This is a genomic window from Stenotrophomonas sp. YAU14D1_LEIMI4_1 (assembly GCF_003086815.1).
Taxonomy (GTDB): domain Bacteria; phylum Pseudomonadota; class Gammaproteobacteria; order Xanthomonadales; family Xanthomonadaceae; genus Stenotrophomonas.
In genome coordinates, this window is the sequence record NZ_CP025997.1 from 3557437 (window position 1) to 3572650 (window position 15214).

Annotated in this window: 15 protein-coding genes; 12 read left to right on the plus strand and 3 right to left on the minus strand. The window is 68.0% G+C overall.

Features of this window, described 5'->3' with window-relative positions; genetic code table 11:
• Positions 1 to 79: 79 nt before the first annotated feature.
• Positions 80 to 496, plus strand: a complete 417-nt coding sequence (locus C1932_RS16405; protein WP_108754133.1) for a VOC family protein — start codon at positions 80 to 82, stop codon at positions 494 to 496.
• 50 nt (positions 497 to 546) lie between these two features.
• On the opposite strand, the gene C1932_RS16410 is transcribed toward C1932_RS16405, so the two are convergent.
• Entirely contained in the window at positions 547 to 1431 is an 885-nt protein-coding gene (locus C1932_RS16410; RefSeq protein ID WP_108762876.1) for a LysR family transcriptional regulator, read from the minus strand.
• 107 nt (positions 1432 to 1538) lie between these two features.
• On the opposite strand from C1932_RS16410, the gene C1932_RS16415 reads away from it, so the two are divergent.
• Entirely contained in the window at positions 1539 to 2591 is a 1053-nt protein-coding gene (locus C1932_RS16415) for an NAD(P)-dependent alcohol dehydrogenase (protein ID WP_108757145.1), read from the plus strand.
• A 93-nt stretch (positions 2592 to 2684) separates the two neighbouring features.
• On the opposite strand, the gene C1932_RS16420 is transcribed toward C1932_RS16415, so the two are convergent.
• Entirely contained in the window at positions 2685 to 4049 is a 1365-nt protein-coding gene (locus tag C1932_RS16420) for a glutamate--cysteine ligase (protein WP_108754137.1), read from the minus strand.
• Between the two features lie 153 nt (positions 4050 to 4202).
• Here C1932_RS16420 and C1932_RS16425 point away from each other — a divergent pair, with 153 nt between their 5' ends.
• The 3 genes from C1932_RS16425 (at position 4203) to C1932_RS16440 (ending at position 7387) form a co-directional block, all read left to right on the plus strand.
• A complete protein-coding gene (locus tag C1932_RS16425; protein WP_108762877.1) occupies positions 4203 to 4907 on the plus strand; it encodes a VIT family protein in 705 nt (234 codons plus the stop codon).
• A complete protein-coding gene (locus tag C1932_RS16430) occupies positions 4904 to 5728 on the plus strand; it encodes a helix-turn-helix domain-containing protein (protein WP_108762878.1) in 825 nt (274 codons plus the stop codon). The genes C1932_RS16425 and C1932_RS16430 overlap by 4 nt, the downstream gene beginning before the upstream one ends.
• A 684-nt stretch (positions 5729 to 6412) precedes the next feature.
• A complete protein-coding gene (locus C1932_RS16440) occupies positions 6413 to 7387 on the plus strand; it encodes an MBL fold metallo-hydrolase (RefSeq protein WP_108762880.1) in 975 nt (324 codons plus the stop codon).
• 38 nt (positions 7388 to 7425) lie between these two features.
• On the opposite strand, the gene yihA is transcribed toward C1932_RS16440, so the two are convergent.
• A complete protein-coding gene (gene yihA, locus C1932_RS16445) occupies positions 7426 to 8028 on the minus strand; it encodes a ribosome biogenesis GTP-binding protein YihA/YsxC (RefSeq protein WP_108750547.1) in 603 nt (200 codons plus the stop codon).
• Positions 8029 to 8185: 157 nt separating this feature from the next.
• On the opposite strand from yihA, the gene C1932_RS16450 reads away from it, so the two are divergent.
• The 7 genes from C1932_RS16450 to fhuE all read left to right on the plus strand — a co-directional run bounded on the left by C1932_RS16450 (position 8186) and on the right by fhuE (position 15131).
• Positions 8186 to 8986 (plus strand): c-type cytochrome, encoded by an 801-nt coding sequence (locus C1932_RS16450; RefSeq protein ID WP_108762881.1) that lies wholly within the window; start codon positions 8186 to 8188, stop codon positions 8984 to 8986.
• Positions 8987 to 9092: 106 nt separating this feature from the next.
• Positions 9093 to 9743 (plus strand): thiol:disulfide interchange protein DsbA/DsbL, encoded by a 651-nt coding sequence (locus C1932_RS16455; RefSeq protein WP_108754143.1) that lies wholly within the window; start codon positions 9093 to 9095, stop codon positions 9741 to 9743.
• Between the two features lie 107 nt (positions 9744 to 9850).
• Positions 9851 to 10690, plus strand: coding sequence for a thiol:disulfide interchange protein DsbA/DsbL (locus tag C1932_RS16460; protein ID WP_108762882.1), 840 nt, complete (start codon positions 9851 to 9853; stop codon positions 10688 to 10690).
• Positions 10691 to 10742: 52 nt separating this feature from the next.
• The gene (locus C1932_RS16465; RefSeq protein ID WP_233615086.1) at positions 10743 to 11480 is read left to right on the plus strand and encodes an endonuclease/exonuclease/phosphatase family protein; all 738 of its coding nucleotides are present in this window, start codon (positions 10743 to 10745) and stop codon (positions 11478 to 11480) included.
• Between the two features lie 85 nt (positions 11481 to 11565).
• Complete coding sequence (locus C1932_RS16470) at positions 11566 to 12117, plus strand: M23 family metallopeptidase (protein WP_108762884.1); 552 nt, start codon at positions 11566 to 11568, stop codon at positions 12115 to 12117.
• A 101-nt stretch (positions 12118 to 12218) separates the two neighbouring features.
• Positions 12219 to 12692, plus strand: coding sequence for a hypothetical protein (locus C1932_RS16475; RefSeq protein WP_108762885.1), 474 nt, complete (start codon positions 12219 to 12221; stop codon positions 12690 to 12692).
• A gap of 273 nt (positions 12693 to 12965) precedes the next feature.
• Positions 12966 to 15131, plus strand: a complete 2166-nt coding sequence (gene fhuE, locus C1932_RS16480; protein WP_108762886.1) for a ferric-rhodotorulic acid/ferric-coprogen receptor FhuE — start codon at positions 12966 to 12968, stop codon at positions 15129 to 15131.
• The last annotated feature ends 83 nt before the right edge of the window (positions 15132 to 15214 follow it).

Consider the following 15214-nt stretch of genomic DNA (forward strand, 5'->3'; position numbering starts at 1 on the left):
CGCGCGCGGCCAGCAAGATGAACCGGCACCGTCACGCCACGGCCCTAGACTGCACTGCCCCGCCGTACGTGCCACCGCCATGGATTCCCCCGCCCCCTCCTTCATCGTCAATCTGGATGTACCCGACCTGGCCGCGGCCGAGGCGTTCTACACCCAGGCGTTCGGTCTGCGCATCGGCCGTCGGCTTGGCGCGGGCGCCACCGAACTGCTGGGCGGGCCCACGCCGCTGTACCTGCTGCAGAACGCCGACGGCAGCGCCGCCGCCGACGATGGCGATGTACGCGACTACGAGCGCCACTGGACGCCCATCCACCTGGACTGGGTGGTGGACGATATCAACGCCGCGCTGTCACGCGCGGTCGCCGCCGGCGCGCTGATCGAACGCCCGGTCAGCGAGCGCGCATGGGGACGGCTGGCCGTGCTGGCCGACCCGTTCGGGCATGGCTTCTGCCTGCTGCAGTTCGTCGGCAAGGGGTATGACGCGTTGGTGGAGTGATCGGGGCGCTGCCATCCACGCATGGCGTGGATCTACTGCATTGCTGCGCTTCACTCCCGCAACATGTCCACGAACGCGCGCAGCGCCGAGGCCATCTGCCGCTGCTTGGGGTAATACAGCACGAAGCCGGCGAACGGCTCGCTCCAGTCCTGCAGCACCGCCACCATGCGCCCGGCCTCGATATGCGGGCGGGCGGCATCTTCCAGAACATACGCCAGGCCGAAGCCATCGATCACCGCGCGGATGATGGTGGTCTGCTCACTCAGCGTCAGCCGCCCGCGCACGTCGATGTCCAGCGATTCACCGCCGCGGTCGAACTGCCACTTGTACAGATGCCCGCTGGCGAAGCGGAAGCGGATGCATTCGTGCTCCAGCAGGTCACGCGGGTGCTGCGGGGCCGGGTGCCGCCGCAGGTAGTCCGGCGAGGCGACGATCATGCCGCGCAGCGCCGGCCCCAGTGGCACCGCCACCATGTCCTCGGGCACGAACTCGTGCAGGCGCACGCCGGCGTCGTAGCCTTCGCCCACGATATCCACCAGGCCGTCGTTCTCGGTCAGCTCCAGGCGCACATCGGGGTGCGCATGCAGGAAGCGGGTCAGGCGCGGGCCCAGCTGGGTCGGCACGGCCGCGCGCGCGGCGTTGATGCGCAGCAGCCCGGTGGGGCTGGCCCGGAACTGGTTCATTTCCTCCAGCGCCTCGTGCACGTGGCCCAGCGCCGGCTGCAGCCGCTGCAGCAGCCGCTGGCCGGCTTCGGTCAGGGCCACGCTGCGGGTGGTGCGGTGGAACAGGCCCACGCCCAGCCGCTCTTCCAGCGCACGGATCGCGTAGCTCACCGCCGAGGTGGACAGGGCCAGCTCGGCCCCGGCCCGGCGGAAGCTGCGGTGCCGGGCCACGGCGGCGAACGCGGCCAGGTGGGTCAGGTTGTCAGTGGCCATGATTGTGCAGTCCCACTTGATGAATCATGCCGATATCCGGGGTTCTTACCCCCGCGCGAGGGGCGTATTGTAAAACGCCTTTCGACAAACCCCGCCAAGGATCCCCCATGTCCCTCGCCCTCGGTTATGCGGTGCGCAGCAACACCGCCCCGCTCGAACCCATCAGCTTTGAACGCCGCGCGGTCGGCGCCAACGATGTGCGCATCGAAGTGCTGTACAGCGGCATCTGCCATTCCGACCTGCACCAGGCCCGCGACGATTGGGGCGGCGCCGAGTACCCGATGGTGCCGGGCCACGAGATCATCGGCCGCGTGGTTGAAGTCGGCCCGGGCGTGACCACGCTGAAGGCCGGTGATTTCGCCGGCGTCGGCTGCATGGTCGATTCCTGCCGCCACTGCGATGCCTGCGACCACGACCTGGAGCAGTACTGCGAAAAGGGCCCGACCTACACCTACAACAGCCGCGACCGCGCCACCGGCGAACTGACCCAGGGCGGCTATTCCGACCACATCGTGGTGGAACAGCGCTTCGTGGTGAAGGTGTCCGAGAAGCTGGACCTGAAGGCTGCCGCGCCGCTGCTGTGCGCTGGCATCACCACCTGGTCGCCGCTGCGCCACTGGAAGGTCGGCCCCGGCCAGAAGGTCGGCGTGATCGGTCTGGGCGGCCTGGGCCACATGGGCGTGAAGTTCGCCAAGGCCCTGGGCGCGCACGTGGTGATGATCACCACCACCCCGGAAAAGGGTGCCGACGCCAAGCGCCTGGGCGCCGACGAAGTGCTGGTCTCGCGCGATCCGGCGCAGATGAAGGCCCACGCCAACAGCTTCGACTTCCTGCTCAACACGGTGCCGGTCAGCCATGACACCAATCCGTACATGAGCCTGCTCAAGCGCGATAGCACCATGTGCCTGGTCGGCGTGATCACCGAACTGGACCCGGCGCTGATGGGCGCCAGCGTGATCTTCGGCCGCAAGCACGTGACCGGCTCGGCCATCGGCGGCATGGCCGAAACCCAGGAAATGATGGACTTCTGCGCCGAGCACGGCATCGTGGCCGACGTCGAAGTGATCGACATCAAGAACGTCAACGACGCCTGGGAGCGTATGGCGAAGAATGATGTGCGCTACCGCTTCGTGATCGACATGGCCACCATCAAGGCCTGACCGCCGCGGTGATGGAACGAAAAAACCCCGGCACTGCCGGGGTTTTTTCATGGTGCAAACCGCCGGGCATGGCCCGGCGCTACCGCAATGCAATCAATACGCAAACTCGCGGAACACCGGATCCACGTCGCCATGCCAGCGGCCATGGAACAGCGCCAACTTGCGTTCGGCCGGGGTCAGGCCCGATTCGACGATTTCCTGCAGCACGTCCAGGAACTTGCTTTCGTCCTGGCCATCGGCATTGCGCGCGGCGCGGCGCTTCAGCCCTTCCACGGAAATCTTCACCGCTTCGCGGGCCAGGTCGCGCACGGTGCCGTTGCGGAACGGCAGGCCCATGGCGTACTTCGGCACGCCATCGCGCAGCGCATGGCGCTCGGCCAGGGTGAAGTCACGCACCAGGTCCCAGGCGGCATCCAGCGAGGCATCGTCGTACAGCAGGCCCACCCAGAACGCCGGCAGCGCACACAGGCGGCTCCACGGGCCACCGTCGGCGCCGCGCATTTCCAGGTATTTCTTCAGGCGCACTTCCGGGAACGCGGTGGTCATGTGGTCCGACCAGTCGCGCAGGGTCGGCAGCGCACCGGGCAGCACCGGCAGCTTGCCCTGCATGAAATCGCGGAAGCTCTGCCCGCTGGCATCGTGGTAGATGCCATCGCGGTAAGAGAAGTACATCGGCACGTCCAGCAGATAGTCGACATAACGCTCGTAGCCGAAGCCATCCTCGAACACGAAGTCGAGCATGCCGGTGCGGTCGGCGTCGGTGTCGGTCCAGATGTGCGAGCGGTAGCTCAGGTAGCCGTTCGGCTTGCCTTCGGTGAACGGCGAATCGGCAAACAGCGCGGTGGCGATCGGCTGCAGCGCCAGCGACACACGGAACTTCTTCACCATGTCCGCTTCGGTGGCGTAGTCCAGGTTCACCTGCACCGTGCAGGTGCGGGTCATCATGTCCAGGCCCAGCGAACCGACCTTGGGCATGTAGTTGCGCATGATCTTGTAGCGGCCCTTGGGCATCCACGGCATCTCATCGCGCGTCCACTTGGGCTGGAAGCCCATGCCCAGGAAGCCCAGCTGCAGCTCGCCGGCCACCTGTGCCACTTCATTCAGATGCGTGCCGGTTTCCACGCAGGTCTGGTGGATGGTTTCCACCGCCGCGCCCGACAGTTCCAACTGCCCCGCCGGCTCCAGCGTCACCGAGGCGCCGTCGCGCAGCAGGGCGATGGTATTGCCGTTTTCCTGCACCGGTTCCCAGCCGAAACGCACCAGGCCGTTGAGCAGCGCCTCGATGCCGCGATCACCGTCGTAGGTGGGCGGGCGCAGATCGTCCAGGCGGAAGCCGAACTTCTCGTGCTCGGTACCAATGCGCCACTGCGCGCGGGGCTTTTCACCGGAGGCAAGCACCTCGACCAGCTGCGTGCGGTCGGTAATGGGCGTATCGGCGACGTGGCTGGGGCTCGACAAGGGGGTGGCTCGCTGTGCAGGGGGCTGGGGATGTGGGGCCCAGGGCCTTCCATCGCAAGGGCGCACTATAGCGTGGCGGTTCACCGCGTCATGCCACTGTGACGGGTTTCAGCATCCTACCGACGGCCCCTTGACCCCCGTACACTGGCGCGCATGAGTCGCCATTCACGACACCCCGAGCTGCACCGGACCGACCGTGTGGGCTGGCTGCGCGCCGCCGTGCTGGGTGCCAACGATGGCATCGTCTCGGTGGCCGGGCTGGTGGTGGGCGTGGCCGCCGGTGGCGCATCGGCCAGCACCGTGCTGGCCACTGGCATTGCCGGCACCGTGGCCGGCGCGATGTCGATGGCCGCCGGCGAATACGTTTCGGTGCAGACCCAGGCCGATACCGAAGCGGCCGACCTGGCCGTGGAAAAGCGCGAACTGCGCGAAGACCCGCACAGCGAACTGGACGAACTGACCGCCATCTACCGCCACCGCGGCCTGCAGCCGGCACTGGCACGGCAGGTGGCCGAACAGCTCACCGCCCACGATGCACTGGGCGCGCATGCGCGCGACGAACTGGGCATCACCGATACGCTGCGCGCGCGACCGCTGCAGGCGGCGCTGGCGTCGGCGGCGGCCTTCACGTGCGGCGCAGCGCTGCCGGTCGTCACCGCGCTGCTGGCGGCCGCAGAGCGGGTTGCCGCCATGACCACCATCGCCACCCTGCTGGGCCTGTGCGTGACCGGTGCGCTGGCCGCCCACGCCGGCGGTGCGGCGCCGGTACGCGGCGCCCTGCGGGTGATGGTCTGGGGCGCAGTGGCGATGGCCGCGGCCGCCGCGATCGGCCGCCTGCTGGGCGCACACATCACATGACCGGCCAACCGCCCCCCGCCACCGCGCTGCTGGCCGAACTGGCCAGCCTGGCCCACTGCGGGCGCGCCGAAGGCTATGCCTGCATCACCGCGCGGCGTGAACACGGCGCCAGTTCGGTGGAAATTCCGCAGCCGCAGTTCGCCATCCTGCTGGAAGGTCGCAAGCAGGTGCGCACCGCGCACCAATCGCTGGAGTACGCACCGGGCGACATCCTGCTGGTCACCCAGCGCTGCCGCATCGATGTGGTGAACACTCCCGATCCGCGCACCGGGCGCTACCTGAGCGCCATCGTGCCGCTGTGTGCCGAAGCCCTGGCTGCAGCCCGCACGCTGTGGAACGAACCGCTGCCGGCACCGGGTGCCAGCGTGGCAAGGTTGGCACTGCACGAGCACGGTGCCCTGCTGCGGCAGTGGCGCCAGCACCTGCAGGACGGCCACTACAGCGAAGCGCGCCTGGCCCTGGCCAGTCTGGTCCTGGCGTGGTGCCGCAAGGGCCACGGCAACCTGTTGCTGCCGCAGGCGCCCACGCTGGGCGAACAGATCCGCGACCGCATCGCCACCGACCCCGCGCGCGACTGGCAATCACGCGATGTGGAAGCGCAGTTCGCGCTGAGCGGCGCCACCCTGCGCCGCCGCCTGGCGGCCGAACAGACCAGCCTGCGCCAACTGCTGACCGAAGCGCGCCTGGCCCACGGCATGAACCTGCTGTACACCACCGACCTGCCGCTGAAGACCGTGGCCGCCCGCGCGGGTTATCGCTCCACCGCCAGCTTCAGCAAGCGCTTCGCCGAGCAGTACGGTCTTTCCCCCAGCGAGATCTAGGGGGGGGGTATCGGCAGGGCTGCGCCCTGCACCTGCTTGGAGCAACAGCAAGAGCAACGGCAAGAGCGAGCTCTCCGTGGGATGGCGGGGCGGTGTGGGTGGGCAGGACACGCCGTAAACCCATCCATGGGGGCTCGTAGGCGCCATCCATGGCGCCTGCGGTCCTGCCCACCCACACCGCCCCACCTCTGACAGATTCCTGCGATCTGGTAGACCACGCCATGCGTGGATGAATCTCAATCGGAATCGAAGAATTCGAATTGAATTGGAAAAGCATCCACGCATGGCGTGGATCTACTGTCGGATACCCAATCACTTTCGGGGTCAGAGCCCGTTGCGCAGCAACGGGATCCGACCCCATGCCGTTCCAACAGCGCGCGGAAATCTGTCGAAGGCGGGGTGGGTCCGGTTGCGGGGGCGTGAGCGCCATGGATGGCGCGACCGAGGCTACATGGACGTACTTGCGCCGTCCCCCGCCACCGGACCCACCCCGCCATCCCACGGATACCCAGTTTTCGCCCTTGCCGTTGCCGTTGCTCCGGCTTGAAGCAGGTGCAGGGCTGCAAGCCCTGCAAACAAACTACCCCACCCTGAGCATTGCGCGCACTGCTTTGAGCGCATCGCGCGCCGCCCGCACGGCACGCTGCACAGCGACGGAATCCTCCGCCTCACCCAGGACATCCCATGACCCCGCGTCACCTGCCGCTGTGCGGCGCCCTGCTGCTGGCCATTGCCGGCCTGCCCACCGCTGCACATGCCGAAGCCACCTCCCCCGCCCCCACCCAGCAGGTGCCCGGCGTCTACCACCACCGCATCGGCAACCTGCAGGTCACCGCGCTGTTCGACGGCGTAGTGGCACTGGGTCGACAGGAAGTGGTGGACGTACCGCCCACCCTGGTCAGCCGCCTGCTGGAAGGCCGCTACGTGCCCGAAGACAGCAAAGGTCTGCAGACTGCGGTGAACGCCTACCTGGTGCGCCAGGGCAACCACCTCACCCTGGTCGATACCGGCACCGCGCAGTGCTTCGGCCCCGGCCTGGGCCAGGTGCTGGCCAACCTGCGCGCCGCCGGCGTCGACCCGGCGCAGGTGGATGACATCCTGCTCACCCACGCCCACCCCGACCACATGTGCGGCGTGCTCGATGCGCAGGGCCAGCCGGCCTACCCCAATGCCACCGTGTGGCTCACCCAGGCCGATGCCGATTACTGGCTGGACCCGGCCAGCGCGGCCAGTGCGCCCGAAGGCGTGCGCTTCGCCTTCCCGCTGGCCCGCAACGCCGTGGCGCCGTACCAGGCCGCTGGGCGCCTGCGCACCTTCCGGCCCGGCGACGCGCTGCCCGGTGGCGCGGTGGCCATGGACACCCACGGCCATACCCCCGGCCATGTCTCCTACCGGTTCGACAGCCAGGGCCAGTCACTGCTGGTGTGGGGCGATGTGCTGCACTTCCATGCGGTGCAGTTCGCGCACCCGGAAGCCGCGTTCGAAGCCGATGCCGATCGCCCGGCGGCCACCGCCAGCCGGCGCAGCGTGCTGCAGCAGGCCACCGCCAAGGGATGGTGGGTGGCCGGCGCGCACCTGCCGTTCCCCGGCCTGGGCCACGTGCGCAGCGAAGGCCAGGCCTATGCCTGGGTGCCGGCGGAATATTCGCCGCTGAAGTGAGGTGCCGCCGGGCATGGCCCGGCGACGTGGCCGCTGGCTTATTCCAGCCCCAGCCAGCCGCCGATCACCCCGCGCGCTTCTTCCACGCCGGTACGGTCTTCGCCGGAAAACACCTGCACGCTCACCGTATCGCCATAGGCCGAATGCAGTTCCTTGCGCACCTTCTGCAGGGTCTGCATCTGCTGGCTGCGGCTGAGCTTGTCGGCCTTGGTCAGCAGCGCATGCGCCGGCAGGCCGCGCTGCACGGCGTAGGCCAGCATCTGCCGGTCGTAGTCCTTCAGCGGGTGACGGATATCCATCACCACCACCAGGCCACGCAGTGCCTCGCGGGTGCGGAAGTACTTGTCGATGAAGGCCTGCCAGTGTGCCTGCAGTTCCAGCGGCACCTTGGCATAGCCGTAACCGGGCAGATCGACCAGGCTGGCTTCCGGGGTGATCTGGAAGAACACCAGCTGCTGGGTGCGGCCGGGCGTCTTGGACACGCGGGCCAGCGCGTTCTGCCGGGTCAGCGCGTTGAGGGCACTGGACTTGCCAGCGTTGGAGCGGCCGGCGAAGGCCACTTCGGCCCCTTCATCGGGCGGCAGCTGCCGCGCGTTGTGGGCCGAGAGGTGGTAGCGGGCGCGTTCGATGAGCAATGACATGTGCGTAGGATCGCATGTTGCGGCGCCGCGCGCCCGCCCGGGGCACCGTGGGTCCGGAAAATGCTGCGCTGCTTCGTTGACCGTGCGCGGAAACGGCGTTGATAATCCGGGCGATGCCGGTCGCTGCCGCCCGGCCCGGTCCAAACGGAGCTTCAGCATGCGCCACGCTCGCGTTCTTGCCGTATCCGCCCTTGCCATGGCCGTGGTGGTTGCCGCCGCTGCCTTTGCGCAGACCACCCTGGTCCCGCTGCCCGACAATGGCCCGATCCAGACCGCCTCGCTCGAGGTGGATTTCAGCAAGACCACCTGGGGAAACGCCAAGGAAGGCCAGGGCAAGGCGGCCGCCTGCGCGGCCTGCCACGGCGCCGATGGCAATTCCACGGTCGAGATGTACCCGTCCATTGCCGGCCAGAGCGAACGCTACGTGGCCCAGCAGATGGCGCTGATCGCCAACGGCCAGCGCAGCTCCGGCGCCGCCGCGGCCATGGTGCCGTTCGTGCAGAACCTCAGCCCGCAGGACATGCGCGACATCGGCGCGTTCTTCGCCACCCAGAAGGCCACCGCCGGCATTGCCGACGACACGCCGGTGACCGAGGGCCCCTACAAGGGCATGAAGTTCTACGAAATCGGCCAGCAGCTTTACCGCGGCGGCGATGCCCAGCGCGGCCTGCCGGCCTGCATGGCCTGCCACGGCCCCAGCGGCGCCGGCAATCCGGGCCCGGCCTATCCGCATATCGGCGGCCAGCACGCCAGCTATGTCGCCCGGCGCCTGCAGGAATACCAGGCCGGGCAGACCCACGAAGCCGACAAGGCGCACTTCCAGATCATGGCGGCCATCGCCCAGAAGCTGACCGAACAGGAGGTCCAGGCCCTGTCCAGCTACCTGCAGGGCCTGCACAACCGCGCCGACGACGTGGCCGCGCAGACCACCGCCATGCCACCGGCCGCCGCCCCCTGACGGCCATTGGTCGGCGCGGGTCGCCACGGCGGCCCGCTGCTGCGGTATGTTTCCTTCACGCCGGCGGCTGCGCCGGCGTTGTTATTTTCAATGGAGATGCACGTCGATGAGGTTGATGTCCCGCCTGTTGCTGTCCCTGCTGGTGCTGCTGCCGCTGGCGGCCTGCGCCGCCACCCCCGCCAACGCCCCGCTGGTGGAAGGCAAAGATTACGAGCGCATCGCCCAGCCAGGCCCGTTCCAGCCGCTGGCTGGCAAGATCGAAGTGGTGGAAGTGTTCGGCTACACCTGCCCGCACTGCGCCCACTTCGAGCCGCAGCTGGCCGCCTGGGCCGCCAAGCTGCCGGCCGACGTGCGTTTCACCCCGGTCCCGGCCGCCTTCGGGGGTCCGTGGGATGCCTGGGCCCTGGCCTATTACGCCGCCGATGAAGTAGGCGTCGCCAAGCGCAGCCATGCAGCGGTGTTCAAGGCCCTGCACGAAGACGGCTCGCTGCCCATGCAGAACGTGTCGGCCGATGAACTGGCCACCTTCTACAAGGCCTACGGCGTGGCCCCGGACCGCTACAAGCAGGCCCTTCGCGGTGAAGCCGTACAGCAGAAGGTCGCCGCCGCCCGTGCCTTCGCCAAGCGCACCCAGGTGCCGGGCACCCCGGCCATCATCATCAACGGCCAGTACCTGGTACGCGGCAACAGCTTCGAAGACCAGCTGCGCATTGCCTCGGCGCTGATCGCCCAGGCCCGCGCCAGCCGCGGCCGCTGAACCAATCCCGACCCTGCACACGGCGCATCCGCCGCCGCGTGTCATCATTTCCCCCTGGCCGGCGTTCACCCGCCGGCCCCACCATTCCAGATGCTGGAGACGTTTCCATGAAGACCCGTTACGCCGCCCTCGCACTTGCAGCGCTGCTGCCGATCCTGGCCGCCTGCAAGGCCGACGACGGCACCGCCAACACCACCGCGCCGGCTGAACCGGCCGCGCCCCCGGCCACCACCGAGACCCCGGCCCCGGCCGCCGAGCCGGCCGCAGGCAGCGAAAGCGCCGCACCCGCCGCCGAAGGCAGCACCACCCCGGCCGACGCCGCACCGGCGGCCGCACCGGCCCCGACCACCACCGCGCTGACCGGCCCGGCTCCGGTGGAAGGCGCCGACTACCAGCTGATCCCGAACGGCCAGCCGTTCCAGCCGGCTGCCGGCAAGGTGGAAGTGGTGGAAATCTTCGGCTACGTCTGCCCGGCCTGTGCCGCCTTCCAGCCGCTGGTGGGCCCGTGGAAGGCTGGCCTGCCCAGCGACGTGAACTTCGTCTACGTGCCGGCCATGTTCGGCGGCACCTGGGATAACTACGCCCGCGCCTTCTACGCCGCGCAGACCCTGGGCGTGCAGGAGAAGTCGCACGAAGCCCTGTACCAGGCCATCCACGTGCAGAAGACCCTGAAGGGCGAGCGCGGTGCCGACTCGGTGGACGACATCGCCAAGTTCTACGGCGCCTACGGCGTTGATCCCAAGCAGTTCGCTGCCACCATGGGCAGCTTCGCAGTGAACGCCAAGACCAATTCGGCCAAGCAGTTCGCCCAGCGCAGCCAGATCTCCGGCACTCCGTCGATCATCGTCAACGGCAAGTACCTGGTGAAGGGCAAGGGCTTCCCGGACATGCTGCGTATTGCCGACCACCTGATCGCCCGCGAGCGCGCGGCCGCCCAGGCTCATTGATTCCAGAGACGTTTCCCCGGCCGTGACTTCCCCCCACACACGGACCCTGCGTTTGCTGACGGCCAATATCCAGGCCGGCTCAAGCACCCGCCGCTACAGCGACTATGTGACCCGCAGCTGGTCACATGCGCTGCCGGCGGGGCGCAAGCGCAGCAGCCTGGATGCGATCGCCACCCTGGCCCGCAACCATGACATCGTCGGCCTGCAGGAGGCCGACCCGGGCAGCCTGCGCTCGGGCTTCACCAACCAGACCCACTACCTGGCCCAGCGCGCCGGCTTCAATTACTGGAGCCACCAGCCGAACCGGCGCATGGGCGGTGTGGCCTCCAGTGCCAACGGCCTGCTGAGCAAGCTGGAACCGGTGGAAGTCCAGGATCACGCCCTGCCCGGCCGCATCGGCGGGCGCGGCGTGCTGCTGGCCAAGTTCGGCGATGGTGCCGACGGCCTGGCCGTGGCGGTGGCCCATCTGTCGCTGGGCGCCGGCTCACGCATGTCGCAGCTGGGCTTCATTGCCGAACTGCTGTCCGACCACCCCAACGCGGTGCTGATGGGCGACTTCAACTGCCTGGCCGAACGCCCGGAAATGCAGGTGCTGTACCAGAAGACCCAGCTGCAACCACCCGGCTGCGCGGTGCCCACCTTCCCCAGCTGGCGCCCGGACCGGGCGATCGACCACATCCTGGTCAGCAGCAACCTGCAGACCCGCAGCGTGGAAGCCGTTCCCGCCGCGTTTTCCGATCACCTGGCCCTGGCCATGGCGATCGACGTGCCGGTCGACGCCCTGCGCTGACCGGCTTTCGGTAGAGTCGAGCTTGCTCGACTGCCCTTCGCGCCATGCAATGCAGTCGAGCAAGCTCGACTCTACACTCGGTGGCATGAGCACATCCGCTTCCCCCGCCCGACGCCTGCGCCGCTGGTTGCTGCGCGGCCTGCTGCTGCTGATCGCCCTCGTCGCCGCACTTGCCCTGTGGAACAGCCCCTGGGCCGCCGCACCGAAGCTGCTGTGGTCGCTGTCGCGCATGCCGCCGGCGCAGCAGCTGCCGGTGCCCGTGGACGGCGTACGCCCCCGGCAGATTGCCGATACCTTCGGTGCCCCGCGCGGGCGCGACCGCACCCACGCCGGCATCGACATCTTCGCCAAGCGCGGCACGCCGGTGCGCAGCGTCACCGCCGGGGTGATCGCCGATGTGCGCGACGGCGGCCTGGGCGGGCGCCAGGTCTGGGTGATCGGCCCCGCACGCGAGCGCTACTACTACGCCCACCTGGACAGCTGGGCCGAGGGTCTGGCGCGGGGCCAGATCGTGCAGGCCGGCGACCTGCTGGGCCAGGTGGGTGACAGCGGCAACGCCCAAGGCACCCCGCCGCACCTGCACTGGGGCATCTACGGCGCCGACGGCGCACGCGACCCGCTGCCGCTGCTGCGTTGAGCGCAGGACGCCGCGCCTTTGTAGAGTCGAGCTTGCTCGACTGCGGTTGCCCGCACCACCTCGCGCGCCGCATCATCGCCGCACTGCCAGGGAGAGCACCGATGGACCTGTTGCGCGCCGCACCGCTGTTGATCGCGATCCTCACCCTGATGACCGGCTGCAGCACCCTGCGGGCTCACCGCGACCCGTGGTGCGGGCACCTGGCAGCCTTCGCCAACAGCGCGCAGGTGGAAACCGCACAGTCGATCGAACTGGTCACCGACTGGGCGGAATGGAGCAAGTGGTGCGTAGACCATGGCACCGAAGCGGGCCAGCAGTTCTGTCGCTGGCTGATCCCCAACACATCGACTGAATTCGCCTCGGCCAATATCCGCCACGCGCTGGCCTGCCTGGATCCCACCGCCCTGCACGCAGGCCGTTCGCGCAGCACACCGGTGTACATGACCGGCAAGGTGCGGGTGTACGGCGCCCCCATGATCGATGAAGACGTCATGGTCACCGTCGAGTATGCCGATGGCATCGAGGGGCAGCGGCCGCACATGAAGATCCAGGCCGAACGCGACCCGCCTTTGTAGCGTGGAGCGTGCTCGACTGCCGTTGCTTTGCCGCAGTCGAGCAAGCTCGACTCTACCGCCGGGCAGGCCACGACCGGCCCATTTGTAAATAGAAACAATTCCCATTACGATATTTGCGTTTTCCGGGCGGCCAGGACGGTCGTCCACCATCACAATGCCCAGCCCCCGTCCTGCCCGCAGGACCGGGCCAGCGGCGTGAGAACCCCACCAGCCGCGGCGCCAGACCATCCGGGAAGCCGGTCGGACGCACGCACGTGCCCGTCCAGGAACCCCATGATCCGTTCAACCCCTGCCCTGCTGCCGCATCGCCTGTCCGCGGCGGTGCTTTCCGCCCTGTGCCTGGCCGCCGCGCCGGCCGCCTTCGCCCAGACCGCCGCTGCCGACCCCACCACCCTGGACAAGATCGTGGTGAAGGGCGAGCGCGCCCAAGGCTATTCCGTGCGCCGCACCTCGGCCGGTACCCGCTTCGACCTGGCACCGCGCGAGATTCCGCAGTCGGTCAGCATCATCAGCCACCAGCGCATCGAAGATCAGAACCTGGATGACATCATCGACGTGCTGGCCAATACCACCGGCGTCAGCAGCACCCAGTCCGACACCGAGCGCACCGAGTTCTACTCGCGCGGCTTCTACATCGACAGCTACCAGTTCGACGCCCTGCCCACGCAGATGGTGCAGAACTGGAGCTACGGCGATTCCGGCCTGGACCTGGCCCTGTACGACCGCGTGGAAGTGGTGCGCGGCGCCACCGGCCTGCTGACCGGTGCCGGCAACCCGTCGGCGTCGGTGAACCTGGTGCGCAAGCACGCCGACAGCGCCGAACTGACCGGCAGCGTGTCGGTGAACGTGGGCAGCTGGGGCCGCACCCGCAGCACCGTGGACGTGACCACCCCGCTGAACAAGAGCGGTTCGGTGCGCGCCCGCGTGATCGGCAGCTACCTGGACACCGACGCACAGATGGACCGCTACAACCAGCACAAGACGCTGGGCTACGCCGTCATCGACGCCGACCTGACCCCAGACACCCAGCTGAGCGTGGGCTACGACTACCAGCAGAAGCGCGCCAACGGCGCCACCTGGGGTGGTTTCCCGATGCTGTTCTCCGATGGCACCAGCACCGGCTACGACGAATCGTTCAACGCCAGCCCGAACTGGACCTACTGGGACACCACCAGCAAGCGTGCCTTCGCCACGTTGGAACACGCCTTCAACGAAGACTGGAAAGTCCGCATCGGCGCGACCCATGACGAGACCAAGGCCGACGACAAACTGTTCTACCCGGCCTACAACGACTGGGTCACCGGCGCTTCGTACTTCGACAAGAACACCGGTGCCGGCATCTCGCCGTCGGCCGGCTTCTACAACACCGAACGCAAGGTCAATGCGGTGGACGGCTACTTCAGTGGCGCGTTCGAGCTGTTTGGCCTGAAGCACGAAGTGATGGGTGGCCTGAGCTACAACAAGCGCGAGTACGCCAACTACGGCGACTACCAGATCGGCGGTGCCGGCCTCGCCTGGGACCCCTTCTCCAGCTACCTGAACTGGAACGGCAACATCAGCGAACCGAACTGGAATCCGCTGGCGCTGGCCAGCGAAGGCACCATCACCCAGAAGGCCGCCTATGCCGCTGCACGCCTGTCGCTGGCTGATCCGCTGAAGCTGATCGTGGGCGCGCGCTACACCGACTGGAAGAGCGAAGGCGAAGGCGCTGACCGTTCGCACAAGGTCACCACCCCGTATGCCGGCCTGGTGTTCGACATCAACGACACCTACTCCACCTATGCCTCGTACACCGAGATCTTCCAGCCGCAGATGCTGAAGGACCGCAACGGCAGCTATCTGGACCCGGTGGACGGAAAGAGCTACGAAGTGGGCGTGAAGGGTGCCTGGTTCGACAACCGACTGAATGCTTCGGTGGCCGTGTTCCGCATCGAGCAGGACAACGTCGGCCAGTCCACCGGTGAGCCGGTTATCGGCGGTACCGGTGGTGAAACCGCCTACGTGGCCGCACGCGGCACCGTCAGCCGTGGCTTCGAATTCGAACTGAACGGCGAACTGGCCCCGGGCTGGAATGCCACCTTCGGTGCCTCGCGCTACGTGGCCAAGGACATCAACGACGCCGATATCAACACCAACCTGCCGCAGACCGCGCTGAAGCTGTTCACCAGCTACACCCCGCAGTCGCTGCAGGAACTGACCGTCGGCGGTGGTGCCAACTGGCAGAACCGCATCTACTACGCAGTGCCGGCCTACGGTCGCATTGAACAGAGCGGCTACGCCCTGGTCAGCGCGTTCGTGCGTTACCGCCTGTCGCCGGAATGGAGCGTGCAGGCCAACCTGAACAACCTGCTGGACAAGAAGTACCTCTCGCAGATCAACGGCTACGGTGCCTACGGCGACGGCCGCAACGGCTCGATCACCTTCACCTGGTCGTTCTGATGCAGACGCGGCGCCGGCTAACCCCGGCGCCGCCATTGCGTAGCGTCGAGCCATGCTCGACCGCCCTGCTTCTGTAGAGTCGA

Excerpts from the sequence above, each read along its gene's own strand:
- C1932_RS16405 (WP_108754133.1), top strand. The coding sequence starts at position 80 with ATGGATTCCCCCGCCCCCTCCTTCATCGTCAATCTGGATGTACCCGAC.
- C1932_RS16410 (WP_108762876.1), bottom strand. The coding sequence starts at position 1,431 with ATGGCCACTGACAACCTGACCCACCTGGCCGCGTTCGCCGCCGTGGCC.
- C1932_RS16415 (WP_108757145.1), top strand. The coding sequence starts at position 1,539 with ATGTCCCTCGCCCTCGGTTATGCGGTGCGCAGCAACACCGCCCCGCTC.
- C1932_RS16425 (WP_108762877.1), top strand. The coding sequence starts at position 4,203 with ATGAGTCGCCATTCACGACACCCCGAGCTGCACCGGACCGACCGTGTG.
- C1932_RS16430 (WP_108762878.1), top strand. The coding sequence starts at position 4,904 with ATGACCGGCCAACCGCCCCCCGCCACCGCGCTGCTGGCCGAACTGGCC.
- C1932_RS16440 (WP_108762880.1), top strand. The coding sequence starts at position 6,413 with ATGACCCCGCGTCACCTGCCGCTGTGCGGCGCCCTGCTGCTGGCCATT.
- yihA (WP_108750547.1), bottom strand. The coding sequence starts at position 8,028 with ATGTCATTGCTCATCGAACGCGCCCGCTACCACCTCTCGGCCCACAAC.
- C1932_RS16450 (WP_108762881.1), top strand. The coding sequence starts at position 8,186 with ATGCGCCACGCTCGCGTTCTTGCCGTATCCGCCCTTGCCATGGCCGTG.
- C1932_RS16455 (WP_108754143.1), top strand. The coding sequence starts at position 9,093 with ATGAGGTTGATGTCCCGCCTGTTGCTGTCCCTGCTGGTGCTGCTGCCG.
- C1932_RS16460 (WP_108762882.1), top strand. The coding sequence starts at position 9,851 with ATGAAGACCCGTTACGCCGCCCTCGCACTTGCAGCGCTGCTGCCGATC.
- C1932_RS16470 (WP_108762884.1), top strand. The coding sequence starts at position 11,566 with ATGAGCACATCCGCTTCCCCCGCCCGACGCCTGCGCCGCTGGTTGCTG.
- C1932_RS16475 (WP_108762885.1), top strand. The coding sequence starts at position 12,219 with ATGGACCTGTTGCGCGCCGCACCGCTGTTGATCGCGATCCTCACCCTG.
- fhuE (WP_108762886.1), top strand. The coding sequence starts at position 12,966 with ATGATCCGTTCAACCCCTGCCCTGCTGCCGCATCGCCTGTCCGCGGCG.